Source organism: Escherichia coli DSM 30083 = JCM 1649 = ATCC 11775 (genome assembly GCF_003697165.2).
Lineage (GTDB): Bacteria > Pseudomonadota > Gammaproteobacteria > Enterobacterales > Enterobacteriaceae > Escherichia > Escherichia coli.
In genome coordinates, this window is record NZ_CP033092.2 from 1,413,134 (window position 1) to 1,439,075 (window position 25,942).

23 protein-coding genes are annotated in these 25,942 nt (G+C 52.7%); 16 read left to right on the forward strand and 7 right to left on the reverse strand.

Annotated elements, in window-relative coordinates; all coding sequences use genetic code 11:
- Positions 1-129 precede the first annotated feature (129 nt).
- The 4 genes from purC to ypfH all read left to right on the forward strand — a co-directional run bounded on the left by purC (position 130) and on the right by ypfH (position 4,676).
- On the forward strand, positions 130-843 hold the full coding sequence (gene purC / locus EAS44_RS07740; RefSeq protein ID WP_001295467.1) for a phosphoribosylaminoimidazolesuccinocarboxamide synthase: 714 nt from the start codon (positions 130-132) through the stop codon (positions 841-843).
- A gap of 167 nt (positions 844-1,010) precedes the next feature.
- Positions 1,011-1,874, forward strand: a complete 864-nt coding sequence (ypfJ, locus tag EAS44_RS07745; protein WP_001267498.1) for a neutral zinc metallopeptidase — start codon at positions 1,011-1,013, stop codon at positions 1,872-1,874.
- A 14-nt stretch (positions 1,875-1,888) separates the two neighbouring features.
- Entirely contained in the window at positions 1,889-3,904 is a 2,016-nt protein-coding gene (gene tmcA, locus EAS44_RS07750) for a tRNA cytosine(34) acetyltransferase TmcA (protein WP_000829372.1), read from the forward strand.
- Between the two features lie 73 nt (positions 3,905-3,977).
- Positions 3,978-4,676, forward strand: coding sequence for an esterase (gene ypfH, locus EAS44_RS07755; protein WP_000679832.1), 699 nt, complete (start codon positions 3,978-3,980; stop codon positions 4,674-4,676).
- Between the two features lie 80 nt (positions 4,677-4,756).
- Here ypfH and ypfN read toward each other — a convergent pair whose 3' ends face one another.
- Genes ypfN through yffB form a run of 3 tightly spaced genes read right to left on the reverse strand, consistent with a single transcriptional unit; the run spans position 4,757 to position 6,472 of the window.
- The gene (ypfN, locus tag EAS44_RS07760; RefSeq protein ID WP_000383836.1) at positions 4,757-4,957 is read right to left on the reverse strand and encodes a YpfN family protein; all 201 of its coding nucleotides are present in this window, start codon (positions 4,955-4,957) and stop codon (positions 4,757-4,759) included.
- 27 nt (positions 4,958-4,984) lie between these two features.
- Complete coding sequence (dapE, locus tag EAS44_RS07765; RefSeq protein WP_001277797.1) at positions 4,985-6,112, reverse strand: succinyl-diaminopimelate desuccinylase; 1,128 nt, start codon at positions 6,110-6,112, stop codon at positions 4,985-4,987.
- 3 nt (positions 6,113-6,115) lie between these two features.
- Positions 6,116-6,472 carry an ArsC family reductase gene (gene yffB, locus EAS44_RS07770; protein ID WP_000258234.1) on the reverse strand — a complete coding sequence of 119 codons (357 nt, stop codon included), beginning with the start codon at positions 6,470-6,472 and terminating at the stop codon, positions 6,116-6,118.
- A 380-nt stretch (positions 6,473-6,852) separates the two neighbouring features.
- On the opposite strand from yffB, the gene ypfM reads away from it, so the two are divergent.
- Positions 6,853-6,912, forward strand: coding sequence for a protein YpfM (gene ypfM, locus EAS44_RS07775; RefSeq protein WP_001386977.1), 60 nt, complete (start codon positions 6,853-6,855; stop codon positions 6,910-6,912).
- Positions 6,913-7,010: 98 nt separating this feature from the next.
- Here the strand turns inward: ypfM and acrD are convergent, their stop codons facing one another.
- Together acrD and narQ are read right to left on the reverse strand one after the other, a co-directional pair.
- A complete protein-coding gene (gene acrD, locus EAS44_RS07780; RefSeq protein ID WP_001273136.1) occupies positions 7,011-10,124 on the reverse strand; it encodes a multidrug efflux RND transporter permease AcrD in 3,114 nt (1,037 codons plus the stop codon).
- A gap of 163 nt (positions 10,125-10,287) precedes the next feature.
- Entirely contained in the window at positions 10,288-11,988 is a 1,701-nt protein-coding gene (narQ, locus tag EAS44_RS07785) for a nitrate/nitrite two-component system sensor histidine kinase NarQ (protein ID WP_001296285.1), read from the reverse strand.
- Between the two features lie 205 nt (positions 11,989-12,193).
- On the opposite strand from narQ, the gene aegA reads away from it, so the two are divergent.
- The 3 genes from aegA to ypfG all read left to right on the forward strand — a co-directional run bounded on the left by aegA (position 12,194) and on the right by ypfG (position 15,985).
- On the forward strand, positions 12,194-14,173 hold the full coding sequence (gene aegA / locus EAS44_RS07790) for a formate-dependent uric acid utilization protein AegA (protein WP_001078852.1): 1,980 nt from the start codon (positions 12,194-12,196) through the stop codon (positions 14,171-14,173).
- A gap of 67 nt (positions 14,174-14,240) precedes the next feature.
- Positions 14,241-14,816 (forward strand): GDP-mannose pyrophosphatase NudK, encoded by a 576-nt coding sequence (nudK, locus tag EAS44_RS07795; protein ID WP_001296284.1) that lies wholly within the window; start codon positions 14,241-14,243, stop codon positions 14,814-14,816.
- A gap of 125 nt (positions 14,817-14,941) precedes the next feature.
- The gene (ypfG, locus tag EAS44_RS07800; RefSeq protein WP_001270497.1) at positions 14,942-15,985 is read left to right on the forward strand and encodes a DUF1176 domain-containing protein; all 1,044 of its coding nucleotides are present in this window, start codon (positions 14,942-14,944) and stop codon (positions 15,983-15,985) included.
- Positions 15,986-16,061: 76 nt separating this feature from the next.
- Here the strand turns inward: ypfG and tkt are convergent, their stop codons facing one another.
- Positions 16,062-18,065, reverse strand: coding sequence for a transketolase (tkt, locus tag EAS44_RS07805; protein WP_000087294.1), 2,004 nt, complete (start codon positions 18,063-18,065; stop codon positions 16,062-16,064).
- 19 nt (positions 18,066-18,084) lie between these two features.
- Positions 18,085-19,035, reverse strand: coding sequence for a transaldolase (gene tal, locus EAS44_RS07810; RefSeq protein WP_001003713.1), 951 nt, complete (start codon positions 19,033-19,035; stop codon positions 18,085-18,087).
- A 288-nt stretch (positions 19,036-19,323) separates the two neighbouring features.
- Between tal and maeB the strand changes: the two genes are divergently transcribed.
- From maeB to eutN, 8 genes are all read left to right on the forward strand, one after another.
- Positions 19,324-21,603, forward strand: a complete 2,280-nt coding sequence (gene maeB / locus EAS44_RS07815; protein WP_000342651.1) for an NADP-dependent oxaloacetate-decarboxylating malate dehydrogenase — start codon at positions 19,324-19,326, stop codon at positions 21,601-21,603.
- 292 nt (positions 21,604-21,895) lie between these two features.
- Positions 21,896-22,231 carry an ethanolamine utilization microcompartment protein EutS gene (eutS, locus tag EAS44_RS07820; RefSeq protein WP_001331813.1) on the forward strand — a complete coding sequence of 112 codons (336 nt, stop codon included), beginning with the start codon at positions 21,896-21,898 and terminating at the stop codon, positions 22,229-22,231.
- Between the two features lie 12 nt (positions 22,232-22,243).
- Entirely contained in the window at positions 22,244-22,723 is a 480-nt protein-coding gene (gene eutP, locus EAS44_RS07825; RefSeq protein WP_000820789.1) for an ethanolamine utilization acetate kinase EutP, read from the forward strand.
- Positions 22,698-23,399, forward strand: coding sequence for an ethanolamine utilization acetate kinase EutQ (gene eutQ, locus EAS44_RS07830; protein WP_000733875.1), 702 nt, complete (start codon positions 22,698-22,700; stop codon positions 23,397-23,399). Before eutP ends, eutQ begins: the two co-directional genes overlap by 26 nt.
- Positions 23,396-24,199: an ethanolamine utilization cob(I)yrinic acid a,c-diamide adenosyltransferase EutT gene (gene eutT, locus EAS44_RS07835; RefSeq protein ID WP_000651281.1), complete on the forward strand. Its 804-nt coding sequence runs from the start codon at positions 23,396-23,398 to the stop codon at positions 24,197-24,199. Before eutQ ends, eutT begins: the two co-directional genes overlap by 4 nt.
- Entirely contained in the window at positions 24,196-25,212 is a 1,017-nt protein-coding gene (pta, locus tag EAS44_RS07840) for a phosphate acetyltransferase (RefSeq protein ID WP_000584522.1), read from the forward strand. Before eutT ends, pta begins: the two co-directional genes overlap by 4 nt.
- A 38-nt stretch (positions 25,213-25,250) precedes the next feature.
- Complete coding sequence (gene eutM / locus EAS44_RS07845; protein ID WP_000387713.1) at positions 25,251-25,544, forward strand: ethanolamine utilization microcompartment protein EutM; 294 nt, start codon at positions 25,251-25,253, stop codon at positions 25,542-25,544.
- A gap of 106 nt (positions 25,545-25,650) precedes the next feature.
- Complete coding sequence (gene eutN, locus EAS44_RS07850) at positions 25,651-25,938, forward strand: ethanolamine utilization microcompartment protein EutN (protein WP_000762196.1); 288 nt, start codon at positions 25,651-25,653, stop codon at positions 25,936-25,938.
- Positions 25,939-25,942: the final 4 nt, after the last annotated feature.

A 25,942-nucleotide genomic window follows, 5' to 3' on the forward strand; every position in this document is an offset into this window, starting at 1 on the left:
GTAATTCGCACGAAATTTGTTTGTCGGACGTAGGTCGGATAAGGCGTTCACGCCGCATCCGACAAAACATCCGGCACACCAGACAGCAAAAGATTTTAAAACGTTAATTCACACCCAGGAGTGATAAAGATGCAAAAGCAAGCTGAGTTGTATCGTGGTAAAGCGAAAACCGTATACAGCACGGAAAACCCGGACCTGTTGGTGCTCGAATTCCGCAATGATACGTCAGCAGGGGATGGCGCGCGCATTGAGCAGTTTGATCGCAAAGGTATGGTGAACAACAAGTTCAACTACTTCATTATGAGCAAACTGGCTGAAGCGGGTATCCCGACTCAAATGGAGCGTCTGCTCTCCGATACCGAATGTCTGGTGAAAAAGCTGGATATGGTGCCGGTTGAGTGTGTCGTGCGTAACCGTGCTGCTGGCTCTCTGGTGAAACGTCTTGGAATCGAAGAAGGTATTGAGCTGAACCCGCCACTGTTCGATCTGTTCCTGAAAAACGACGCCATGCACGATCCGATGGTCAACGAATCTTACTGCGAAACCTTTGGCTGGGTGAGCAAAGAGAACCTGGCGCGTATGAAAGAGCTGACCTACAAAGCGAACGACGTGCTGAAAAAACTGTTCGATGATGCTGGTCTCATTCTGGTCGACTTCAAGCTGGAGTTTGGCCTGTACAAAGGTGAAGTGGTACTGGGCGATGAGTTCTCCCCGGACGGCAGCCGCCTGTGGGACAAAGAAACGCTGGAGAAAATGGACAAAGACCGTTTCCGACAGAGCCTCGGTGGCCTGATCGAAGCCTATGAAGCCGTTGCCCGCCGCCTGGGTGTACAGCTGGACTGATTTTTCTGTTCATCATCTTGCCGTGCTGCTGGCACGGCAAGACAACCGCTCTCATAAGATGTGCATTGAACGCTCATTCCTCCGCCATTTCATCCCGCTTTCCTGTGGTAATCTTCCTCTGAACCACCTACGATCATTTCTATAATGAATATAATGTTGAGGTATCTATGCGTTGGCAAGGGCGACGTGAAAGTGACAATGTTGAAGACAGGCGCAACAGCTCTGGTGGTCCGTCTATGGGCGGTCCCGGTTTTCGCCTGCCAAGCGGTAAAGGCGGGCTGATTTTACTGATAGTCGTGCTGGTTGCAGGCTACTATGGCGTTGATTTAACCGGGTTGATGACCGGACAGCCGGTTTCCCAACAGCAATCAACGCGGTCAATTAGCCCTAATGAAGACGAAGCCGCAAAATTCACCTCGGTGATTCTGGCAACCACGGAAGACACCTGGGGACAGCAATTCGAGAAGATGGGTAAAACCTATCAGCAACCGAAGCTGGTCATGTACCGTGGAATGACGCGTACCGGCTGCGGGGCGGGCCAGTCCATAATGGGGCCATTCTATTGCCCGGCGGATGGCACAGTTTATATCGATCTCTCCTTCTATGATGACATGAAAGACAAACTTGGCGCGGATGGCGATTTTGCCCAGGGGTACGTTATCGCTCATGAAGTCGGTCATCATGTGCAGAAACTGTTAGGCATCGAGCCGAAAGTTCGTCAACTGCAACAAAACGCGACGCAGGCGGAAGTAAACCGCTTATCTGTGCGTATGGAACTCCAGGCCGACTGTTTTGCCGGTGTCTGGGGGCATAGTATGCAGCAGCAAGGTGTTCTGGAAACCGGCGATCTGGAAGAGGCGCTAAACGCGGCGCAGGCCATCGGCGATGACCGTTTACAACAGCAAAGTCAGGGGCGAGTAGTACCAGACAGTTTCACTCATGGCACTTCTCAGCAACGCTACAGCTGGTTTAAACGTGGTTTCGACAGCGGCGATCCGGCACAATGCAATACTTTTGGTAAAAGCATTTAACTTCCGGGGCAGGGATGGCTGAACTGACTGCGCTTCACACATTAACAGCGCAAATGAAACGTGAAGGGATCCGCCGCTTGCTGGTGTTGAGCGGGGAAGAGCGTTGGTGTTTTGATCATGCGCTTAAGTTGCGTGATGCCTTACCTGGCGACTGGCTGTGGATTTCGCCGCAGCCAGATGCTGAAAACCACTGTTCTCCCTCGGCACTACAAACTTTACTTGGGCGCGAGTTCCGGCATGCGGTATTCGACGCCCGCCAAGGCTTTGATGCCGCTGCCTTTGCGGCACTTAGCGGAACGTTGAAAGCGGGAAGCTGGCTGGTGTTGTTACTCCCTGTATGGGATGAGTGGGAAAACCAACCTGATGCCGACTCGCTGCGCTGGAGTGATTGCCCTGACCCTATTGCGACGCCGCATTTTGTCCAGCATTTCAAACGCGTACTTACGGCGAATAACGACGCTATCCTCTGGCGGCAAAACCAGCCGTTCTCGTTGGCGCATTTTACTCCCCGTACTGACTGGCACCCCGCTACCGGCGCACCACAACCAGAACAACAGCAACTCTTACAGCAGCTACTGACCATGCCGCCGGGCGTGGCAGCGGTAACTGCTGCGCGTGGGCGCGGTAAGTCGGCGTTGGCAGGGCAACTCATTTCTCGTATTGCGGGCAGTGCGATTGTCACCGCGCCCGCAAAAGCGGCAACGGATGTACTGGCACAATTTGCGGGTGAGAAGTTTCGCTTTATTGCACCGGATGCCTTGTTAGCCAGCGATGAGCAAGCCGACTGGCTGGTGGTCGATGAAGCCGCAGCTATACCTGCGCCGTTGTTGTATCAACTGGTATCGCGTTTTCCTCGAACGTTGTTAACCACTACGGTGCAGGGCTACGAAGGCACCGGACGTGGTTTTTTGCTGAAATTTTGCGCTCGCTTTCCGCATTTACACCGTTTTGAACTACAACAGCCGATCCGTTGGGCGCAGGGATGCCCGCTGGAAAAAATGGTTAGTGAGGCACTGGTGTTTGACGATGAAAACTTCACCCATACACCACAAGGCAATATCGTTATTTCCGCATTTGAACAGACGTTATGGCGAAGCGAGCCAGAAACGCCGTTAAAGGTTTATCAATTATTGTCTGGTGCGCACTACCGGACTTCGCCGCTGGATTTACGCCGCATGATGGATGCACCAGGTCAACATTTTTTACAGGCGGCTGGCGAAAACGAGATTGCCGGGGCGCTGTGGCTGGTGGATGAGGGCGGATTATCTCAAGAACTCAGTCAGGCGGTATGGGCAGGTTTTCGTCGCCCGCGGGGTAATCTGGTGGCCCAGTCGCTGGCGGCGCACGGCAGCAATCCACTGGCGGCGACATTGCGCGGAAGGCGGGTCAGCCGAATAGCAGTTCATCCGGCTCGTCAGCGGGAAGGCACAGGTCAGCAACTGATTGCTGGTGCTTTGCAATATATTCATGACCTCGACTATCTTTCGGTGAGTTTTGGTTACACCGAGGAGTTATGGCGTTTCTGGCAACGCTGCGGTTTTGTGCTGGTGCGAATGGGTAATCATCGTGAAGCCAGCAGCGGTTGCTATACGGCGATGGCGCTGTTACCGATGAGTGATGCGGGTAAACAACTGGCTGAACGTGAGCATTACCGTTTACGTCGCGATGCGCAAGCTCTCGCGCAGTGGAATGGCGAAATGCTTCCTGTTGATCCACTAAACGATGCCGTCCTTTCTGACGACGACTGGCTTGAACTGGCCGGTTTTGCTTTCACTCATCGTCCGCTATTAACATCGTTAGGTTGCTTATTGCGTTTGCTACAAACCAGCGAACTGGCATTACCGGCGCTGCGTGGGCGTTTACAGAAAAACGCCAGTGACGCGCAGTTATGTACCACACTTAAACTTTCAGGCCGTAAGCTGTTACTGGTTCGCCAGCGGGAAGAGGCCGCGCAGGCGCTATTCGCACTTGATGATGTTCGCACTGAGCGTCTGCGCGATCGCATAACGCAATGGCAATTTTTTCACTGACTCCTTCAATTTTCTCCCATGGTCATTGTGAGTCAGCGGCGTAAAATTAATGACATCAGTTAAGGAGTTCGCCATGAAACATGACCATTTTGTTGTTCAAAGCCCGGATAAACCAGCACAACAGTTGTTACTGCTTTTCCACGGTGTCGGGGATAACCCGGTGGCAATGGGGGAAATAGGTAGCTGGTTTGCGCCGCTGTTTCCTGATGCGCTGGTGGTGAGTGTCGGTGGCGCGGAGCCGAGCGGTAATCCGGCGGGGCGTCAGTGGTTTTCGGTGCAGGGTATTACGGAAGATAATCGCCAGGCGCGTGTGAATGCCATCATGCCGACGTTTATTGAGACGGTGCGCTACTGGCAGAAACAAAGCGGAGTAGGGGCTAATGCCACGGCGCTAATCGGTTTCTCACAAGGCGCGATTATGGCGCTGGAGAGCATTAAAGCCGAACCGGGCCTTGCTTCGCGCGTCATTGCCTTCAACGGACGCTACGCGAGCCTGCCGGAAACCGCGTCTACAGCCACAACAATTCACTTGATTCATGGCGGTGAAGATCCGGTTATCGATCTGGCGCATGCGGTTGCGGCGCAGGAAGCGTTAATCAGTGCCGGTGGCGATGTGACGCTGGATATCGTGGAGGATTTAGGCCATGCGATCGACAATCGCAGTATGCAATTAGCCCTGGATCACTTGCGTTATACCATTCCGAAACATTATTTCGACGAAGCGCTAAGTGGCGGTAAGCCTGGCGATGATGATGTGATTGAAATGATGTAATAATAGCCGGGTAGGCCTGATAAGACTGTATCAGGCATCATGGCCGGATGCGGCGTTAACGCCTTATCCGGCCACTTAGCTTACTTCTTCGGTTGATCCTTTTTCGGCCAGTCGTCGTCATCGTCCCACTTATCGTTGAAATCACGATGCGGGGGAAGCTCCGGCTTGTTGGCGAGAAATTTCTTATGGTCGACGCGCTTGAGATCTTTAATCACGTTCAGCAGGACGCCTACCAAAAAGACAATCACCAGAATCCACCAATATTTAGCCAGCCAGTCCATGCTTATTTCCTCTTGCAGAACCACTCATCAGGCGACGAGCTGTTCCATGATACGTTGATACATACGGGCAAGTAGCTGCAGGTCGGCAGCGTTCACACATTCATTAATTTTATGAATCGTGGCATTGACCGGCCCGAGTTCCACCACCTGCGCCCCCATGCGGGCAATAAAGCGCCCGTCGGACGTTCCGCCTGTGGTCAGTAGCTGCGGTTTAATTTCATTATAGTGCTCAACCGCGTTAACGACCGCATCCACCAGTTTACCGCGCGCGGTCAAAAATGGCTGCCCGGAAAGCCACCAATCCACCGTATAGCGCAGTTGATGTTTTTCAAGCAGGGCAAGCACCTGCGCTTTGATCATCTCATCCGTCAGTTCGGTGCTAAAGCGGAAGTTAAACTGCACAAACAGTTCACCTGGAATAACGTTGTTACTGCCCGTTCCCGCCTGAATATTGGCAATCTGCATACTGGTCGCCGGGAAGAATTCATTACCCTGATCCCACTCAATAGCCACTAATTCATTAATGAAAGGTGCTGCGCGATGTACCGGATTGTCAGCCAGATGTGGGTAGGCAACATGCCCCTGAACGCCATGAATGGTAAGGTTGCAGGTTAACGATCCGCGACGACCATTTTTCACCACATCACCTACCACTTCGATACTCGACGGTTCGCCAACCAGGCAGTAATCGAGACGCTCATTACGTGCCATTAACGCTTCGACGACTTTTACCGTACCATTGTGTGCACTGGCTTCTTCATCAGAGGTGATCAGAAATGCCAGTCGCCCCGTATGGTTGGGATGTTGTGCGACAAAACGTTCTGCAGCTACCACCATCGCCGCCAGCGAGCCTTTCATATCTGCCGCACCGCGCCCGAATAACATGCCGTCACGAATGGTTGGTTCAAACGGCGGATTGATCCAACGGTCGGCGTCGCCAGGCGGCACCACGTCGGTATGCCCGGCAAAGGCTAACGTTTCACCCTGCCCACGCCATGCCCAAAAATTCTGCGTATCGGCAAAGTCCATGCGTTCAACGGTAAAACCGATCGCCTGCAAACGTTCAATCAACAAAGCCTGGCATCCTGCGTCATCAGGACTCAGGGAAGGGCGGCGAATAAGCTGTTGTGTCAGCTCAATAACCGGGCACGACATAGACTACACCTCATGGAAAAATTGCTGATAACTGGATTCACTGAAACCCAGCAGCATAGGCTTACCAGGCGCGCAGAGCAATGGACGTTTGATAATTGCAGGCATTTCAGTCATTAATGTCGCCGCAGAGGCCGCATCGGTGATTTTATTGCGGGTGGTTTCGTCCAGTTTACGCCAGGTTGTACCACGGGTGTTGAGTAACGCTTCCCAGCCTAATTCGTTGATAAAACCGTTCAATAATTCGTTGTCCAATCCATCGACGCGGTAATCATGAAAACGATAGTCGATGTTATTGGCTTCCAGCCAACGGCGAGCCTTTTTAATGGTGTCACAATTTTTGATGCCGTAAAGTGTAACCATAATGAATCCTTTTTCGATTTATGAGAATAAATACTCATTTAAAGGTGAAAACATTTTGCCTGCAAATGATTATCAGGAAATATAACATTATCGAAGTATTCAAATTAACAACTATTAAATAACATTAAACATTTTTAACGTAAACATTAAGAATATTCATCTTGTTATCTGTCTGTATTTTAACCAGAATTAAATCAGTATTAGATGCCGTATGAATATCTCGAAATGTTGCGGTGTATCACATACAAATCATCACCGCAGGACCATAGTATTTACATAAGGTTTGTCCCCCGGAGGTAGTCATCGCAGCAATCGAGTAAATTAGCTTCACCACGGTATATTGTTTCCGTAGAATACCCATAATTATAAGAGAGGTTGTTATGATTGAACGTGAACTGGGGAACTGGAAAGACTTTATCGAAGTTATGCTTCGTAAGTAATTCCTGAGACAAAGTACAAACAGCAAGAACCCGCTGAGCAGGTTCTTAATCGGAAAGTTGAAAAGGGCGACACATTGGCATGTCGCCTTTTTTATTGCTTATTCCGGGCGCGGCTTCAGCGGGAAGCGGCGGCGCACCAGCACAAAGAACAGCGGCACGAAGTAAATAGCCAGAATAGTGGCCGAAATCATCCCGCCCATTACGCCAGTACCCACCGCATGCTGACCACCGGAACCGGCACCTGTGCTGGTTGCCATTGGCAATACGCCGAAGATAAATGCCAGCGAGGTCATCAGAATCGGGCGTAAACGCTGACGGCAGGCGTGGAGCGTCGCTTCAAACAGGTCGTGGCCTTTTTGGTTCATCTCGTTAGCAAATTCGACGATCAGGATGGCGTTTTTCGCCGATAAACCAATGACCGTTAACAGGCCCACCTGGAAGTAAACATCGTTTTCCAGCCCGCGCATCCAGGTTGCCAGCAGCGCGCCGATAACCCCCAGTGGCACGACCAGCATTACCGAGAACGGCACCGACCAGCTTTCATACAATGCCGCCAGACACAGGAATACCACCAGCAAGGAAATGGCGTACAGCGCCGGAGCCTGCGCGCCGGAAAGCCGCTCCTGATACGACATCGCCGTCCACTCCAGACCAAAGCCGTTTGGCAGCTGCTTCACTAACGATTCCATAATATCCATCGCCGTACCGGTACTGACCCCCGGTGCGGCTTCCCCAACAATCTCAACCGCAGAATAACCGTTATAGCGTTCCAGACGCGGCGAGCCTGTCTCCCAGCGTGAGGTCGCGAAAGCAGAGAAGGGCACCATGCCGCCATCTTTATTTCGGACATACCAGAGATTGATGTCATCTGGCAGCATGCGATACGGCGCAGCTGCCTGCACATAGACTTTCTTCACGCGACCGCGATCCATAAAGTCATTCACATAGCTCGAACCCCAGGCGGTTTGCAGTGTGTCGTTAATATCGTCGATAGCAACGCCCAGCGCCTGAGCTTTACGCTGGTCGATATCAATCTGCAACTGCGGACTGTCGTCGAGGCCGTTATGGCGCACACGGGTTAGCTCCGGGTTTTCCGCTGCCAGCGCCAGCAACTGGTTTCGTGCTGCCATCAGCGCATCGTGACCCGCTCCAGCGTGGTCCTGCAACTCCATATCAAAACCCGCAGAACTACCAAGACCGCTAATTGCTGGCGGGCTGCTGGCGATAACGCGAGCTTCTTTAATCTTGTTAAACGCCTTCGTTGCACGCTCGATAATGGCAAACGAGGTGCCGGTCTTACTGTCGCGTTCGCTCCAGTCTTTCAGGCGGATAAACATTCGCGCCACGTTTTGCCCGTTACCCCCAGGGCCAGAACCCACGGTGGCAAACACCGACATGATGTTGTCTTTTTCATGGGTGAAGTAATATTTCTCGATTTGCTCAACGACTTTCAGGGTCTGTTGCTGGGTTGAACCGCTGGGCAACTGTACCGAAGTAGTAAACATGCCACGGTCTTCCAGCGGTAAGAACGACGTCGGCAAACGCAGGAACAGGAACACCATGCCGCCAAGCAGCAGGACATAAATCACAATCCAGCGCAGGCTACGGTGGAGAATTTTCGCCACCCCTTTTTCGTAGCGTTCGGCGTTGCGGTTAAACATCTGGTTAAACCAGGCAAAAAAGCCTTTTTGCCCGTGATGCTCACCTTTTTTCAGTGGCTTAAGTAGCGTGGCACACAGAGCAGGAGTGAGGATCATCGCTACCAGTACTGACAGCACCATCGCCGCAACAATGGTAATAGAGAACTGGCGATAGATGGCACCGGTGGTGCCGCCGAAGAAGGCCATTGGCACAAATACCGCCGAAAGCACCATCGCAATCCCGACCAGTGCGCCCTGGATTTGCCCCATCGATTTACGTGTGGCTTCGCGAGGAGTGAGTCCTTCCTCACTCATAATACGTTCGACGTTTTCCACCACCACGATGGCGTCATCTACCAACAGGCCGATAGCCAGCACCATCGCGAACATGGTTAAGGTGTTGACGCTATAGCCGAAGGCATAAAGCACCGAGAAGGTTCCCATCAACACCACCGGCACGGCGATAGTGGGTATCAGCGTGGCGCGGAAGTTTTGCAGGAACAGATACATAACGAGGAAAACCAGGGCGATAGCTTCCAGCAGCGTTTTCACCACGTCTTCAATGGAGGCTTTTACAAAAGAGGTGGTTTCATACGCCACCTTGTATTCCAGTCCGTGTGGAAAATACTGCGCCAGCTCGTCGAGACGATTGAGCACCAGCTCCGCTGTCGCCATTTCGTTCGCGCCGGAGGCCAGTTTTACCCCCAGCCCGGAGGCTGGCTTACCATTGAAGCGGCTAAGATAATCGTATTTCTCCGCCCCCATTTCGACGGTGGCGACATCGCCCAGCCTTACCTCTGAGCCGTCCTGATTCACCCGCAAGGTGATATCGCGGAACTGTTCTGGTGTTTGCAGCAGTGACTGGGCGTTAATGGTGGCGTTGAGCGCCTGCTTATCGACGGAAGGCGTACCACCAAGTTGCCCAACCGCAATCTGCGCGTTCTGTGATTCAATGGCATCGGTGACATCTTTAGCCGTCATCTGGAAACTGTTGAGTTTCGCCGGGTCCAGCCAGATACGCATGGAATATTGCGAACCATAGGCATCGATATCCCCGACGCCATTCACGCGGCTTAACGGGTCCTGAATATTACTGGCAACATAATCGGCAATATCCTGTTTATCCATCGAACCATCGGTAGAGACGAAGGCAATGGTCAGAATGTTGGTATCGCCGGTTTTACGCACCGTCACGCCCTGATTTTGCACCGCCTGCGGTAACTTTCGCATGGCTGATTGCAGCTGGTTTTGTACTTGCTGCACGGCTTCGTCCGGATCGGTGCCTGCTTTAAAACTTAACGTGACAGATGCCTGACCGGTGCCGCTGCTCTGAGATGACATATACATCAGATTATCGAGGCCGGTCATATTTTGCTCGATAACCTGGGTCACGGTGTTTTCCAGCGTCTGGGCCGATGCGCCGGGATAGTTAGCGGTCACTCGCACATTCGGTGGCGCGAGATCGGGGTATTGTTCAACGGGCAATGAAAAAATCGCCAGGGTACCTGTCAGACACAACAGGATTGCCAGCACCCAGGCAAAAATGGGGCGATCAATAAAGAAATTCGCCATTAAAAGAGGACCTCGTGTTTCTGCGTATCGTTGTAGGCTTGGCTTGCTTCACTGTAGCGGCAAGGTACGAGCCAATCGTGGAGAAAAAAAGGAGTTAATGTAAATTATCATGCCCTTTTATACTGAACCTTAAGTGCCACTATTCTTTGGTCAATAAGAGGCATTACATCAGCTGACTTTCCTCACCCTCCGCAGAGCGAAAGCTAATACTCACTAACGTGCCGCCGCCGGAAGGTTGTGAAAAAGTCAGCGTCCCACCCAATCTTTCCGCGCGTTCGCGCATGATATTCAGACCATAATGGCCTTCGGGTTCTTTCGGTTCACCGATGCCAATCCCGTTGTCGCGAATATAGACTGTGTGATTGCCATCCGGCGCGGTGACGCAGCTAACGGCGATTTCGCTGGCGTTGGCGTGCTTCATCGCATTCAGCACCGCTTCGCGAATAATTTGCAACAAATGCACCTGCATTTGCGCATCCAGCGCCAGGGTTGGCAGACGGCAGTCGAGGGTCAGTTTGGCGCTGGTTTGATTTTGTAACGTATCCAGCATTTCCCTCAACGCGGAGGGGAGATCCGCCTGCTGCAGCGTCAGGCGGAAAGTAGTCAACAGCTCGCGTAACTGCCGATAAGCATCATTCAACGCCTGGGAAAAATCGGCCATGATACTTTGTGCGGTGGCATTATCTTCCGGTATCGAACGCTTCAGTAACGTCAACTGGATACGTAAGTAAGAAAGTACCTGAGCCAGCGAGTCGTGCAATTCGCGGGCGATGGTCGCACGTTCTTCCATCAACAATAACTGCTGAAAATGCTTCTGCGCCTGATTAAAGTACAAACCGCGTCCCAGCATCGACGAAACGCTGTTAAGCAGCGGTTCTGATGATGAAACGTGACTATTTTGCCAGTGCAGTTCGCCGTAAACCGTCTCTTGCATTGTCACCGGTAAAATCTGCATCGGCAATTCCGGGTTTGGCTGCCCTTCGCTAATCCGCCAGTTGTCACCGACATTTAACTCCAGATATTCAGCCGCTTCATTGTCGCGAACAATCTGCAAAATATGGCGGAAACAATGCACATCAATCTGGCTGGTGTTTAGCGCCTGCGAACACTGATACAACACCTCCAGACGACGCTTGGCCTCGTGGAGATCGCGGGTCTTTTCTTCTACTGACGCCTCCAGCGAACGGTACAATTTATGCAGCTCGCTCGACATCTGGTTAAAGGTTTTTGCAAGCAGGCCAAGCTCATTCGGCAGGCTGGTATCCAGCGGCGGCGAGTCGAACTGCCCGTGTTCAATACGCTGACTGGCGGTAACCAGCTGATTCAGCGGGGCAACCACCTGATGGCGTATGCGGCGCAAAGTAAAAAAGACCAGCGTGAAAATACCGATGCCGCCAGCCAGGGAAATTGCCACCACCAGCAGCATTTTGCGTTCAGCGTAGTGCTGTAAAGCCAGCACGAACAGGTCTATCTGATTAACATAATTATTAATATTGGCCTGATACCACGGCAAGTCGCCCTTGCTGAGCCGATTATTCATCTCCAGCCAGTTGGCATTCAGATGCGCATAGCGGGTTTTTACTGCCTCTGGCACATACCAGACGTTGAGATTGGTTAATACCGGTGAATGCAGTGCCTGCTGAAATAACTGGCGATGTGCATTGAGTTGTGGACTGCCACTTTGCAAGTCGTAGCCCAGGCGGTAACTCTGCATACGCAGCGATCCGGCAATATTGATAGCCTCAGCGTCGCGTAAACTGCTCGCCAGCGTTAGCAGAGCGATACCCGTGGAAAGAATCGACAGCAGCACAATGTAAAAAAAGGCCCGGGCCAGACTGGCCGAGACGGGTCGTTTAACAATCACACGCGTCTTCTCCACAAAAAATCATTAATGTTCCAGTTCGCTGAAACGAAATTTAGTCAGTGATGGGATTATTTGATCTGCCACAGTTTATAGCGAAATAGTTACTTATTCTGGGCACATGAACATTGCCGATTCCCCTGTAAGTCGGGTAATAACAACACTCATATAAAGAATAAGGTTTTTACAACCAAAAAAGAAGGTCGTTATGAATCGTTTTATTATGGCCAACAGTCAGCAATGTCTGGGTTGTCATGCTTGTGAAATCGCCTGTGTCATGGCTCACAATGACGAGCAACATGTCCTGAGCCAACACCATTTTCATCCCCGAATTACGGTTATCAAACATCAGCAGCAACGTAGTGCAGTGACCTGTCACCATTGTGAAGATGCGCCCTGCGCCCGTAGCTGCCCTAATGGCGCAATCAGCCACGTTGATGACAGCATTCAGGTCAATCAGCAAAAGTGTATTGGCTGTAAATCCTGCGTGGTGGCCTGTCCATTTGGTACGATGCAAATCGTTCTGACACCCGTTGCGGCAGGAAAAGTAAAAGCCACGGCGCATAAATGCGACCTTTGTGCAGGGCGCGAAAACGGTCCTGCCTGTGTCGAAAATTGCCCGGCGGACGCGCTGCAACTGGTCACTGACGCCGCACTCTCCGGCATGGCGAAATCCCGCCGCTTGCGCACCGCACGTCAGGAACAACAACCGTGGCATGCCAGTACCGCGGCGCAAGAAATGCCGGTAATGAGTAAAGTCGAGCAAATGCAGGCAACGCCCGCGCGTGGCGAGCCAGATAAACTGGCGATTGAAGCGCGCAAAACCGGTTTTGATGAAATTTATCTGCCATTCCGTGCCGATCAGGCACAACGGGAAGCCTCGCGCTGCCTTAAGTGCGGCGAGCACAGCGTTTGTGAATGGACCTGCCCGCTGCATAACCATATACCGCAGTGGATTGAACTGGTGAAAGCCGGAAACATCGACGCCGCCGTCGAGCTTTCTCACCAGACCAACACCCTGCCGGAAATTACCGGACGCGTTTGCCCGCAAGACCGTTTGTGTGAAGGTGCCTGTACTATTCGCGATGAGCACGGCGCAGTAACTATCGGTAACATTGAACGCTACATTTCAGATCAGGCGTTGGCGAAAGGTTGGCGTCCTGACTTAAGCCATGTCACCAAAGTGGACAAGCGGGTGGCGATTATCGGTGCGGGTCCGGCAGGGCTGGCCTGTGCAGATGTTCTCACCCGCAATGGCGTAGAGGTGACGGTGTACGATCGCCATCCAGAAATCGGTGGCTTGCTCACTTTCGGCATTCCTTCTTTCAAACTGGATAAATCCCTGCTGGCACGCCGTCGGGAAATCTTCAGCGCGATGGGGATTCACTTCGAACTCAATTGTGAAGTGGGTAAAGATGTCTCTTTGAATTCGCTTTTGGAACAATACGACGCGGTCTTCGTTGGCGTAGGCACTTACCGTTCCATGAAAGCGGGTTTACCCAATGAAGATGCGCCGGGCGTTTATGACGCGCTGCCGTTCCTCATCGCCAATACTAAACAGGTGATGGGACTCGAAGAGCTACCGGAAGAGCCGTTTATCAATACTGCCGGACTTAACGTCGTGGTACTGGGCGGCGGCGACACCGCGATGGACTGTGTGCGTACTGCGCTGCGCCACGGCGCGAGTAACGTCACCTGCGCTTATCGTCGTGATGAAGCTAACATGCCAGGCTCGAAGAAAGAGGTGAAGAACGCCCGTGAAGAGGGGGCCAACTTCGAATTTAACGTCCAGCCGGTGGCGCTTGAACTGAATGAACAAGGTCACGTCTGCGGGATTCGTTTCCTGCGCACGCGTCTTGGCGAGCCGGATGCCCAGGGGCGTCGGCGTCCAGTGCCGGTGGAAGGCAGTGAATTTGTCATGCCAGCCGATGCGGTGATTATGGCGTTTGGCTTCAATCCGCACGGGATGCCGTGGCTGGAGTCGCACGGTGTAACGGTAGACAAATGGGGCCGCATCATCGCGGATGTGGAAAGCCAGTACCGTTACCAGACCACGAATCCGAAAATCTTCGCCGGTGGTGACGCCGTGTGTGGTGCGGATCTGGTGGTTACCGCAATGGCAGAAGGACGTCATGCGGCACAGGGGATCATTGACTGGCTGGGCGTAAAATCAGTCAAATCTCACTGATAGCCTGCGCAGACAAACCCGACTTCACAGCGTAAGATAATTGTTCATTTCGCGCTGTGGAGTCGGTATGACGCAACAAATCACCCTCGTTAAAGACAAAATTCTCTCCGATAACTATTTTACCCTGCACAACATTACTTACGATCTCACGCGCAAAGATGGCGAAGTTATCCGCCATAAACGTGAAGTTTACGATCGCGGTAATGGTGCGACGATCCTCCTGTACAACGCGAAGAAAAAGACCGTGGTTCTGATTCGCCAGTTCCGCGTCGCTACCTGGGTTAATGGCAATGAAAGCGGGCAACTGATTGAAACCTGCGCCGGGCTGCTGGATAACGACGAACCGGAAGTGTGCATTCGCAAAGAAGCGATTGAAGAGACGGGCTATGAAGTTGGCGAAGTCCGCAAATTATTTGAACTGTATATGTCGCCAGGCGGTGTGACTGAGCTAATCCACTTTTTTATCGCCGAATACAGTGACAGCCAGCGCGCTAACGCCGGTGGTGGTGTCGAAGATGAAGATATTGAAGTGCTTGAGCTGCCGTTCAGCCAGGCGCTGGAGATGATTAAAACCGGCGAGATACGTGACGGTAAGACGGTGTTATTGCTTAACTATTTGCAAATGTCACATTTAATGGACTGAAAAATAACAATAATATTTCGTTGTTTATTATTGGCTCAATCCGACAAATCCGATTGAGCCGCGCTACCTGCGCAACGAAGATACGACTTGTGCTGTTTGTTTGAACTTCTGGGGTCGTACCGTCCATGCGATATCGCATTTTCCTTCTCTTTTTTTTCGCTTTGTTGCCGATGTCTTTGGTGTGGGCGGCACCAGCGCAACGGGCGTTTTCCGACTGGCAGGTCACCTGTAATAATCAAAATTTCTGTGTAGCGCGCAATACGGGCGATCATAATGGACTGGTGATGACCCTGAGCCGCAGCGCCGGGGCGCATACCGATGCCGTTTTACGTATTGAGCGCGGCGGGTTGAAGTCGCCGGATGCGTCAGAAGGGGAGATAGCGCCACGGATGCTGTTAGATGGTGAGCCGTTGGCGTTAAGTGGTGACAAGTGGCGGATTTCACCATGGTTATTAGTAACCGATGATACGGCAACCATCACCGCGTTTTTGCAGATGATTCAGGAAGGGAGGGCGATCACCTTACGCGACGGCAATCAGACTATTTCTCTGAGTGGCTTAAAAGCGGCGTTGTTGTTTATTGATGCCCAGCAAAAGCGCGTTGGCAGTGAGACCGCGTGGATAAAGAAAGGGGACGAACCGCCGCTCAGCGTACCGCCAGCGCCTGCGCTGAAAGAGGTCGCGGTGGTTAACCCAACGCCGACGCCACTCTCACTCGAAGAACGTAACGATTTGCTGGATTATGGAAACTGGCGGATGAATGGTCTGCGCTGTTCGCTTGATCCGTTACGTCGTGAGGTGAATGTCACTGCGCTGACCGATGATAAAGCGCTGATGATGATTAGCTGTGAGGCAGGGGCCTATAACACCATTGATTTGGCATGGATTGTGTCGCGTAAAAAGCCGCTGGCCTCGCGCCCGGTACGGTTGCGTTTGCCGTTCAACAACGGTCAGGAGACCAATGAACTGGAACTGATGAACGCAACATTCGATGAAAAATCGCGTGAACTGGTGACCTTAGCAAAAGGGCGCGGATTAAGCGATTGTGGCATTCAGGCGCGCTGGCGCTTTGACGGTCAGCGTTTTCGCCTGGTGCGTTACGCCGCAGAACCCACCTGCGATAACTGGCATGGGCCAGACGCCTGGCCCACGTTGTGGATCACCCGTTAAAAAAAATGGCGGGGACATGTAGACCGGATAAGACGCGCCAGCGTCACATCCGACAATCAGCATCCTGCGATCACCATCAGGCACCTTTCACTCCCAGTACCTTATGCGCTTTTGCCACAATATTCTCGGCGGTAAAGCCAAAGAACGGGAACAGCTTATCCGCCGGAGCTGATTCCCCATAACCTGTCATCCCGACAATTGCCCCTTTCAGACCAACATATTTGTACCAGTAATCGGCAATACCCGCTTCTACTGCCACGCGGGCAGAAACATTTGAAGGCAGTACCGACTCGCGATATTCCTCATCCTGGGCATCGAAAATATCGGTCGAGGGCAGGGAAACCACGCGAACATTGCGACCTTCTCCCGCTAATTTCTCTGCCGCTTGCAGGGTGATTTCCATCTCTGAACCGGTGGCAATCAGAATAATATCTGGCTTACCGCCGCTGTCTTTCAGCACATAACCGCCACGAGCAATCTCTTTAACCTGATCCGGTGTTCGTTCTACCTGTGCCAGATTCTGCCTTGAGAGGATCAGTGCTGTCGGTCCGTTGTGGCGCTCAACCGCCAGCTTCCAGCCAACCGCCGCTTCCACCTGATCGCACGGTCGCCAGGTGCTGAAATTTGGCGTTAAGCGCAGACTAGCCAGTTGCTCAACAGCCTGGTGCGTCGGACCATCTTCGCCCAGACCAATTGAGTCGTGGGTATAAACCATAATCTGCCGCGCTTTCATCAGTGCCGCCATCCGCGCGGCGTTACGGGCGTATTCAACAAACATCAGGAACGTCGCGGTATACGGCACAAAGCCGCCGTGGTGCGCGATGCCGTTGGCGATAGCGGTCATACCAAATTCACGCACCCCGTAGTGAATGTAGTTGCCCGCCGGATCTTCCTTCAGCGACACAGAACCTTTCCAGATGGTCAGGTTGCTGGGAGCCAGATCCGCCGAACCGCCGAGCAACTCAGGCAGCATCGGCCCGTAAGCGTTAAGCGTATTTTGCGAAGCCTTACGGGTAGCGATTTTCGCCGGATTCGCCTGCAACTCATTGATATATTTCTGAGTCGTTTTCTCCCAGTCCTTCGGCAAACCGCCGCTCATCCGACGGGTAAACTCTTCTGCCAGTTGCGGATGAGCCTTTTTATAGGCGGCAAACTTCTCATTCCAGCGCTGCTGCGCTTTTTCGCCTTTTTCGCGGGCATTCCAGGCGTGATAAATCTCTTTAGGGATCTCAAATGGCGGATGGTGCCAGCCCAGTTTTTGCCGTGCCAGCGCCACTTCTTCTTCCCCCAGTGGTGCGCCGTGCGCCTCTTCCTTACCTGCTTTATTCGGCGAACCAAAGCCAATCACCGTACGGCAGATAATCAGCGACGGCTTATCTTTCACGCTTTGCGCTTCAAGGATCGCTTCCTTCACCGCCTGCGGATCGTGGCCGTCGATTTCATGGATCACATGCCAGTGATAGGCTTCAAAACGTTTTGCCGTATCGTCGGTAAACCAGCCTTCGGTTTCACCGTCGATGGAAATACCGTTGTGATCGTAAAAACCAATCAGCTTGCCCAGCCCCAGCGTGCCCGCCAGCGAACAGACTTCGTGAGAGATACCTTCCATCAGGCAGCCGTCGCCCATAAACACATAGGTGAAGTGATCGACAATTTCATGATCCGGCTGATTAAACTGCGCCGCCAGCGTACGCTCTGCTATCGCCAGCCCGACGGCGTTCGCCAAACCTTGTCCAAGAGGACCGGTGGTGGTTTCAACACCTGGCGTATAGCCGATTTCCGGGTGACCAGGGGTTTTCGAATGCAACTGACGGAAGTTCTTCAGTTCTTCCAGTGGCAGGTCGTAACCGGTCAGATGCAGCAAACTGTAGAGCAGCATCGACGCGTGACCGTTGGAAAGAATAAAGCGGTCACGGTCATACCAGGTTGGGTCGGTGGGGTTATGTTTAAGAAAATCGTTCCACAGCACTTCGGCAATATCAGCCATGCCCATCGGCGCGCCGGGATGACCAGAATTGGCTTTTTGTACCGCATCCATACTGAGTGCGCGAATCGCATTGGCAAGGTCTTTTCGGGACATATAACACTCCGTGGCTGGTTTATAGTTTGGCGGCAAGAAGATCTTCCAGTTTGCGTTGATCAACGGCGAACAGACGAATGCCTTCAGACAGTTTTTCTACCGCCATCGCATCCTGATTGTGCTCCCAACGGAACTCCGCTTCGCTCACGGGAGCTGGGCGTGGGAACGTCTGAGAAGGTGGGATTAATTTACGTACCACTGGCGAAACTTTTTCCTGTAGCTCCTTCAGCAAATTCGGTGCGATAGTCAGTCGGTCGCAGCCGGTTAAGGCGAGGATTTGTTCGGTGCGACGGAAGCTCGCGCCCATCACAATGGTTTCATAGTGGTGTTGCTTATAGTAGTCGTAGATATTGCGTACTGATTTAACGCCTGGATCTTCTTCCACCACATACGGGTCCATCGGCTTGCGTGCCTGATACCAGTCATAAATACGCCCGACAAACGGCGAAATCAGAAAAACGCCTGCTTCTGCACAGGCCCGCGCCTGTGCAAAAGAAAACAGCAGCGTCAGGTTGCAGTTGATACCTTCTTTTTCCAGCTCTTCTGCCGCGCGAATTCCTTCCCAGGTCGAAGCCAGCTTGATCAGAATGCGCGATTTCTCAACGCCTTGTTGCTGATACAAGTCCACTAGATGGCGCGCCTTCTCAATACTCTTTTCTTTATCAAAAGAGAGGCGTGCATCAACTTCTGTTGACACGCGACCGGGTACGATTTTGAGAATTTCAGCACCGAAATTGACCGCCAGTTTGTCACACGCTGCGACCACCTGTTGTTCCTGGGTCTTGCCATTTTTTTTACCCCAGGCGATAGCATCGTCTATTAAATGCTCATATTGTGATAATCCGGCAGCCTTGAGTAACAGCGAAGGATTGGTGGTGGCATCCTGGGGATGATAATGGCGAATGGACTCAATATCGCCGCTGTCTGCCACGACAGTGGTGAACTGTTTGATGCCGTCTAACTCGTTCATAGGAAATACTCCTTGAAAAGTAAAGTGTTAGATGAGTGCGTTAATTCACACTTCTGAGAAATTTCGCTAAACGCATCAAAAAAGCATAGCAGACAGGCATGGTATTGCTGGATTAAGCAGGTAACATCAGTGTTATAGGATTATTACCAAAACATTATATTAATGGTGAGAGTTTGGACTTGCTCAAAGTCTGTAGACTCCGGCAGGGTAATAATGTGCGCCACGTTGTGGACAGGGGCTGTTGCCCACACACTTTATTTGTGAACGTTACGTGAAAGGAACAACCAAATGGATGACCAGTTAAAACAAAGTGCACTTGATTTCCATGAATTTCCAGTTCCAGGGAAAATCCAGGTTTCTCCAACCAAGCCTCTGGCAACGCAGCGCGATCTGGCGCTGGCCTACTCACCAGGCGTTGCCGCACCTTGTCTTGAAATCGAAAAAGACCCGTTAAAAGCCTACAAATATACCGCGCGCGGTAACCTGGTAGCGGTGATCTCTAACGGTACGGCGGTGCTGGGGTTAGGCAACATTGGCGCGCTGGCAGGCAAACCGGTGATGGAAGGCAAGGGCGTTCTGTTTAAGAAATTCGCCGGGATTGATGTATTTGACATTGAAGTTGATGAACTCGACCCGGACAAATTTATTGAAGTCGTCGCTGCGCTCGAACCGACCTTCGGCGGCATCAACCTCGAAGACATTAAAGCGCCAGAATGTTTCTATATTGAACAGAAACTGCGCGAGCGGATGAATATTCCGGTATTCCACGACGATCAGCACGGCACGGCAATTATCAGCACTGCCGCCATCCTCAACGGCTTGCGCGTGGTGGAGAAAAACATCTCCGACGTGCGGATGGTGGTTTCTGGCGCGGGTGCCGCAGCAATCGCCTGTATGAACCTGCTGGTAGCGCTGGGTCTGCAAAAACATAACATCGTGGTTTGCGATTCAAAAGGCGTTATCTATCAGGGCCGTGAGCCAAACATGGCGGAAACCAAAGCTGCATACGCGGTGGTGGATGACGGTAAACGTACCCTCGATGATGTGATTGAAGGCGCGGATATTTTCCTCGGCTGTTCCGGCCCGAAAGTGCTGACCCAGGAAATGGTGAAGAAAATGGCCCGTGCGCCAATGATCCTGGCGCTGGCGAACCCGGAACCGGAAATTCTGCCGCCGCTGGCGAAAGAAGTGCGTCCGGATGCCATCATCTGTACCGGCCGTTCCGACTACCCGAACCAGGTGAACAACGTCCTTTGCTTCCCGTTTATCTTCCGTGGCGCGCTGGACGTTGGCGCAACCGCCATCAACGAAGAGATGAAACTGGCGGCGGTACGCGCGATTGCAGAACTGGCCCATGCGGAACAGAGTGAAGTGGTGGCTTCAGCGTATGGCGATCAGGATCTGAGCTTTGGTCCGGAATACATCATTCCAAAACCGTTTGATCCGCGCTTGATCGTTAAGATCGCTCCTGCGGTGGCGAAAGCGGCGATGGAGTCGGGCGTGGCGACGCGTCCGATTGCTGATTTCGACGTCTACATCGACAAGCTGACAGAGTTCGTTTACAAAACTAACCTGTTTATGAAGCCGATTTTCTCCCAGGCTCGCAAAGCGCCGAAGCGCGTAGTTCTGCCGGAAGGGGAAGAGGCGCGCGTTCTGCATGCCACTCAGGAACTGGTAACGCTGGGACTGGCGAAACCGATCCTTATTGGTCGTCCGAACGTGATCGAAATGCGCATTCAGAAACTGGGCTTGCAGATCAAGTCGGGCGTTGATTTTGAGATCGTCAATAACGAATCCGATCCGCGTTTTAAAGAGTACTGGACCGAATACTTCCAGATCATGAAGCGTCGCGGTGTCACTCAGGAGCAGGCGCAGCGTGCGCTGATCAGTAACCCGACAGTGATCGGCGCGATCATGGTTCAGCGTGGCGAAGCCGATGCAATGATTTGCGGTACGGTGGGCGATTATCATGAACACTTTAGCGTGGTGAAAAATGTCTTTGGTTATCGCGATGGCGTTCACACCGCAGGTGCAATGAACGCGCTGCTGTTGCCGAGTGGTAACACCTTTATTGCCGATACCTACGTCAATGATGAGCCTGATGCAGAAGAGCTGGCGGAGATCACCTTGATGGCGGCAGAAACTGTTCGTCGTTTTGGTATTGAACCGCGTGTGGCTCTGTTGTCGCACTCCAACTTTGGTTCTTCTGACTGCCCGTCGTCGAGCAAAATGCGTCAGGCGCTGGAACTGGTCAGGGAACGTGCGCCAGAACTGATGATTGATGGTGAAATGCACGGCGATGCAGCGCTGGTGGAAGCGATTCGCAACGACCGTATGCCGGACAGCCCTTTGAAAGGTTCCGCTAATATTCTGGTGATGCCGAACATGGAAGCTGCCCGCATTAGTTACAACTTACTGCGCGTTTCCAGCTCGGAAGGTGTGACTGTCGGTCCGGTGCTGATGGGCGTGGCGAAACCGGTTCACGTGTTAACGCCGATCGCATCGGTACGTCGTATCGTCAACATGGTGGCGCTGGCCGTGGTTGAAGCGCAAACCCAACCGCTGTAATTCTTTTTTAACTCTCACGCTTACCCTGAATATTCAGGGTAAGCGGTTTAGCTGCAATATATTAGTAAAGTTTATTACTGAGTTTGCGAATAATAAAAAAATCAGTATATAAAATATCTCGATATTATTTTATTTATATTCATGCGTTGCATATGAAAGTTTATGCACCACAGCAAATATCTCTCCATTCTTAGTGATCTACCTCACCTTTTAAACGCGCTTGCCGAATTTTGTTATTTACTCTGACGAAAAATTGTCACGATACACGAAAGTTTTTCACAGGCGGCGACTCATGGATAAAGAACGCATCATTCAGGAATTTGTGCCCGGTAAACAGGTCACACTGGCGCATCTCATCGCGCATCCCGGCGAGGAACTGGCGAAGAAAATCGGCGTTCCGGATGCGGGCGCAATCGGCATTATGACGCTAACTCCCGGAGAAACGGCGATGATCGCCGGTGATTTAGCGTTGAAAGCCGCCGGTGTGCATATCGGTTTTCTCGACCGTTTTAGCGGCGCGCTGGTGATTTATGGTTCGGTGGGCGCAGTAGAAGAAGCGTTATCACAAACCGTCAGTGGTTTAGGACGCTTATTAAATTATACGCTTTGTGAAATGACCAAAAGTTAATATGGGGCATTCATGAAACGAATTGCGTTTGTGGGTACCGTCGGGGCAGGAAAAACAACGTTATTTAATGCGTTGCAGGGGAATTATACCCTCGCAAGAAAAACACAGGCCGTGGAATTTAATGATAATGGCGATATTGATACGCCGGGTGAATATTTTAGCCATCCCCGCTGGTATCACGCCTTAATTACCACGCTACAGGATGTGGACATGCTGATCTATGTCCACGGCGCGAATGACCCGGAAAGTCGGTTGCCTGCCGGGTTGCTGGATATTGGCGTCAGCAAACGGCAAATCGCCGTCATCAGTAAAACGGACATGCCAGATGCTGACGTCGCCGCAACGCGAAAGTTATTGCTTGAGACGGGCTTCGAAGAGCCGATTTTCGAGCTAAACAGCCACGACCCGCAAAGCGTGCAGCAACTGGTGGATTATCTGGCATCTCTCACCAAACAGGAGGAAGCAGGTGAAAAAACTCATCACAGCGAATGATATTCGTGAAGCACACGCGCGCGGCGAACTGGCAATGTCCGTGGTTCTGCGCGCCAGCATTATTACCCCGGAAGCTCGTGAAATGGCTGATCTGTTGGGTTTTACCATCACCGAATGTGATGAATCGATCCCGGTAACGGCGTCTGTTCCCGCCAGCGCATCAGCCGATAAAACCGAAAGCCAGCGCATCCGTGAAACCATTATCGCCCAACTGCCGGAAGGTCAGTTTACCGAAAGCCTGGTCGCGCAGCTGATGGAAAAAGTGATGAAGGAAAAACAGTCGCTGGAACAGGGTGCACTGCAGCCGAGCTTTAAATCGGTGACCGGCAAAGGCGGCATCAAAGTTATTGATGGCAGCAGCGTCAAGTTTGGTCGTTTCGACGGCGCACAACCGCACTGCGTAGGCTTGACTGATCTCGTGACCGGAGACGACGGCAGCAGTATGGCCGCTGGTTTCATGCAGTGGGAGAACGCCTTCTTTCCGTGGACCCTGAACTACGACGAAATCGACATGGTGCTGGAAGGGGAGCTGCATGTTCGCCACGAAGGCGAAACTATGATCGCCAAAGCGGGCGATGTGATGTTTATCCCGAAAGGCTCCAGTATCGAATTTGGTACGACATCCAGCGTGAAATTCCTGTATGTCGCCTGGCCGGCTAACTGGCAATCCCTATGAAAGATTTCATCACCGAAGCATGGCTAAGAGCGAACCATACGCTCAGCGAAGGCGCAGAGATCCATCTCCCTGCGGACAGTCGCCTGACGCCCTCTGCCCGGGAGTTACTGGAAAGCCGCCATCTGCGCATCAAGTTTATTGACGAGCAGGGCCGCCTGTTTGTTGACGATGAACAGCAGCAGCCGCAGCCCGTTCACGGACTGACCAGTAGCGATGAACATCCGCAGGCGTGCTGCGAACTGTGCCGCCAGCCGGTAGCAAAAAAGCCGGATACGCTGACTCACCTGTCGGCGGAAAAAATGGTCGCCAAAAGCGATCCGCGCCTGGCTTTTCGCGCTGTTCTCGACAGCACCATTGCGCTGGCAGTGTGGCTGCAAATTGAACTGGCGGAACCGTGGCAGCCGTGGCTGGCGGATATCCGTTCGCGTCTTGGCAACATTATGCGTGCCGATGCGCTGGGGGAACCGCTGGCCTGCCAGGCGATTGTCGGGCTTTCTGACGAAGATCTGCATCGGCTTTCTCACCAGCCGCTGCGTTATCTCGACCACGATCATCTGGTGCCGGAAGCCAGCCACGGGCGCGATGCGGCGTTGCTGAATCTGCTACGCACCAAAGTGCGGGAAACCGAAACCGTAGCGGCGCAGGTCTTTATCACCCGCAGCTTTGAAGTATTACGCCCGGACATTTTGCAGGCGCTGAACCGCCTTTCCAGCACGGTCTACGTGATGATGATCCTGAGCGTAACGAAGCAGCCGCTAACGGTGAAGCAGATCCAACAACGACTGGGGGAAACGCAATGATTATTAAACGTTGTCGTGAACTGGCGTTGCGAGCGCCCGCCAGAGTAGTTTTTCCGGATGCGTTAGATCAACGTGTGCTGAAAGCTGCGCAATATTTACATCAACAAGGTCTGGCAACGCCCATTCTGGTCGCCAATCCGTTTGAACTTCGTCAGTTTGCGCTCAGTCACGGCGTGGCGATGGACGGGCTACAGGTGATAGATCCGCATGGCAACCTCGCAATGCGGGAAGAATTTGCTCATCGCTGGCTGGCCCGCGCGGGCGAAAAAACGCCGCCGGATGCGCTGGAAAAACTTACCGATCCGCTGATGTTCGCCGCCGCAATGGTCAGCGCCGGTAAAGCGGATGTCTGTATCGCGGGCAACCTCTCTTCCACGGCGAATGTGCTGCGTGCCGGATTACGCATTATCGGCTTGCAGCCAGGCTGTAAAACGCTCTCATCCATTTTCCTGATGCTGCCACAGTACAGCGGTCCGGCGTTGGGCTTTGCCGATTGCAGCGTGGTGCCGCAGCCGACGGCGGCACAACTGGCGGATATCGCGCTTGCCAGCGCCGAAACCTGGCGCGCCATCACCGGAGAAGAACCGCGCGTGGCGATGCTGTCGTTTTCCAGTAACGGTAGTGCCCGTCACCCCTGCGTTGCCAACGTCCAGCAGGCGACAGAAATCGTCCGTGAGCGCGCACCAAAGCTGGTTGTCGATGGCGAGTTGCAGTTTGACGCCGCCTTCGTGCCGGAAGTGGCGGCGCAAAAAGCGCCTGCCAGCCCGTTACAGGGCAAAGCTAATGTGATGGTTTTTCCGTCGCTGGAAGCCGGAAATATTGGCTACAAAATCGCACAACGACTTGGCGGATATCGTGCCGTCGGGCCATTGATACAAGGACTTGCCGCGCCGATGCACGATCTCTCTCGTGGTTGTAGCGTGCAGGAAATTATCGAACTGGCGCTGGTGGCAGCTGTGCCGCGTCAGACAGAAGTGAACCGCGAAAGCAGTTTACAAACACTGGTTGAATGAACGGTCCCGTTCTGGACCCTGATAAAGAGGAAAGCACAATGGAAGCATTAGGAATGATCGAAACCCGGGGCCTGGTTGCACTGATAGAGGCTTCTGACGCGATGGTTAAAGCTGCGCGCGTCAAGCTGGTTGGTGTTAAGCAGATTGGCGGCGGCCTGTGTACTGCCATGGTTCGTGGTGATGTTGCAGCCTGTAAAGCCGCGACCGATGCAGGTGCCGCAGCGGCACAGCGTATCGGCGAGCTGGTATCTGTACACGTTATCCCGCGTCCGCACGGCGACCTGGAAGAAGTCTTCCCGATCGGCCTGAAAGGCGATAGCAGCAACCTGTAATCACCCTGTGTGACGTCGATTCGGGCGTCACGCTCTCTCCTTTTTCATTTTACCTTCTGCGGAGGGTAGGGGGAGCTTTTACCTGAAATACGCCACGGAGGCGGGTATGAAACTGGCAGTCGTCACTGGACAAATTGTTTGTACCGTACGCCATCACGGACTGGCGCATGACAAATTGCTGATGGTGGAAATGATTGATCCACAAGGTAATCCTGACGGGCAATGCGCCGTCGCCATCGACAATATTGGCGCGGGAACCGGGGAGTGGGTGTTACTGGTGAGTGGCAGTTCCGCCCGCCAGGCGCATAAAAGCGAAACGTCACCGGTCGATCTGTGCGTGATTGGCATCGTCGATGAGGTGGTGTCTGGCGGTCAGGTCATTTTCCACAAATAAGGCA

Excerpts from the sequence above, each read along its gene's own strand:
- eutM (WP_000387713.1), top strand. The coding sequence starts at position 25,251 with ATGGAAGCATTAGGAATGATCGAAACCCGGGGCCTGGTTGCACTGATA.
- eutP (WP_000820789.1), top strand. The coding sequence starts at position 22,244 with ATGAAACGAATTGCGTTTGTGGGTACCGTCGGGGCAGGAAAAACAACG.
- pta (WP_000584522.1), top strand. The coding sequence starts at position 24,196 with ATGATTATTAAACGTTGTCGTGAACTGGCGTTGCGAGCGCCCGCCAGA.
- dapE (WP_001277797.1), bottom strand. The coding sequence starts at position 6,112 with ATGTCGTGCCCGGTTATTGAGCTGACACAACAGCTTATTCGCCGCCCT.
- aegA (WP_001078852.1), top strand. The coding sequence starts at position 12,194 with ATGAATCGTTTTATTATGGCCAACAGTCAGCAATGTCTGGGTTGTCAT.
- nudK (WP_001296284.1), top strand. The coding sequence starts at position 14,241 with ATGACGCAACAAATCACCCTCGTTAAAGACAAAATTCTCTCCGATAAC.
- ypfH (WP_000679832.1), top strand. The coding sequence starts at position 3,978 with ATGAAACATGACCATTTTGTTGTTCAAAGCCCGGATAAACCAGCACAA.
- tkt (WP_000087294.1), bottom strand. The coding sequence starts at position 18,065 with ATGTCCCGAAAAGACCTTGCCAATGCGATTCGCGCACTCAGTATGGAT.
- eutN (WP_000762196.1), top strand. The coding sequence starts at position 25,651 with ATGAAACTGGCAGTCGTCACTGGACAAATTGTTTGTACCGTACGCCAT.
- maeB (WP_000342651.1), top strand. The coding sequence starts at position 19,324 with ATGGATGACCAGTTAAAACAAAGTGCACTTGATTTCCATGAATTTCCA.
- yffB (WP_000258234.1), bottom strand. The coding sequence starts at position 6,472 with ATGGTTACACTTTACGGCATCAAAAATTGTGACACCATTAAAAAGGCT.
- tmcA (WP_000829372.1), top strand. The coding sequence starts at position 1,889 with ATGGCTGAACTGACTGCGCTTCACACATTAACAGCGCAAATGAAACGT.
- tal (WP_001003713.1), bottom strand. The coding sequence starts at position 19,035 with ATGAACGAGTTAGACGGCATCAAACAGTTCACCACTGTCGTGGCAGAC.
- ypfJ (WP_001267498.1), top strand. The coding sequence starts at position 1,011 with ATGCGTTGGCAAGGGCGACGTGAAAGTGACAATGTTGAAGACAGGCGC.
- eutT (WP_000651281.1), top strand. The coding sequence starts at position 23,396 with ATGAAAGATTTCATCACCGAAGCATGGCTAAGAGCGAACCATACGCTC.
- ypfN (WP_000383836.1), bottom strand. The coding sequence starts at position 4,957 with ATGGACTGGCTGGCTAAATATTGGTGGATTCTGGTGATTGTCTTTTTG.
- ypfG (WP_001270497.1), top strand. The coding sequence starts at position 14,942 with ATGCGATATCGCATTTTCCTTCTCTTTTTTTTCGCTTTGTTGCCGATG.
- acrD (WP_001273136.1), bottom strand. The coding sequence starts at position 10,124 with ATGGCGAATTTCTTTATTGATCGCCCCATTTTTGCCTGGGTGCTGGCA.
- purC (WP_001295467.1), top strand. The coding sequence starts at position 130 with ATGCAAAAGCAAGCTGAGTTGTATCGTGGTAAAGCGAAAACCGTATAC.
- eutS (WP_001331813.1), top strand. The coding sequence starts at position 21,896 with ATGGATAAAGAACGCATCATTCAGGAATTTGTGCCCGGTAAACAGGTC.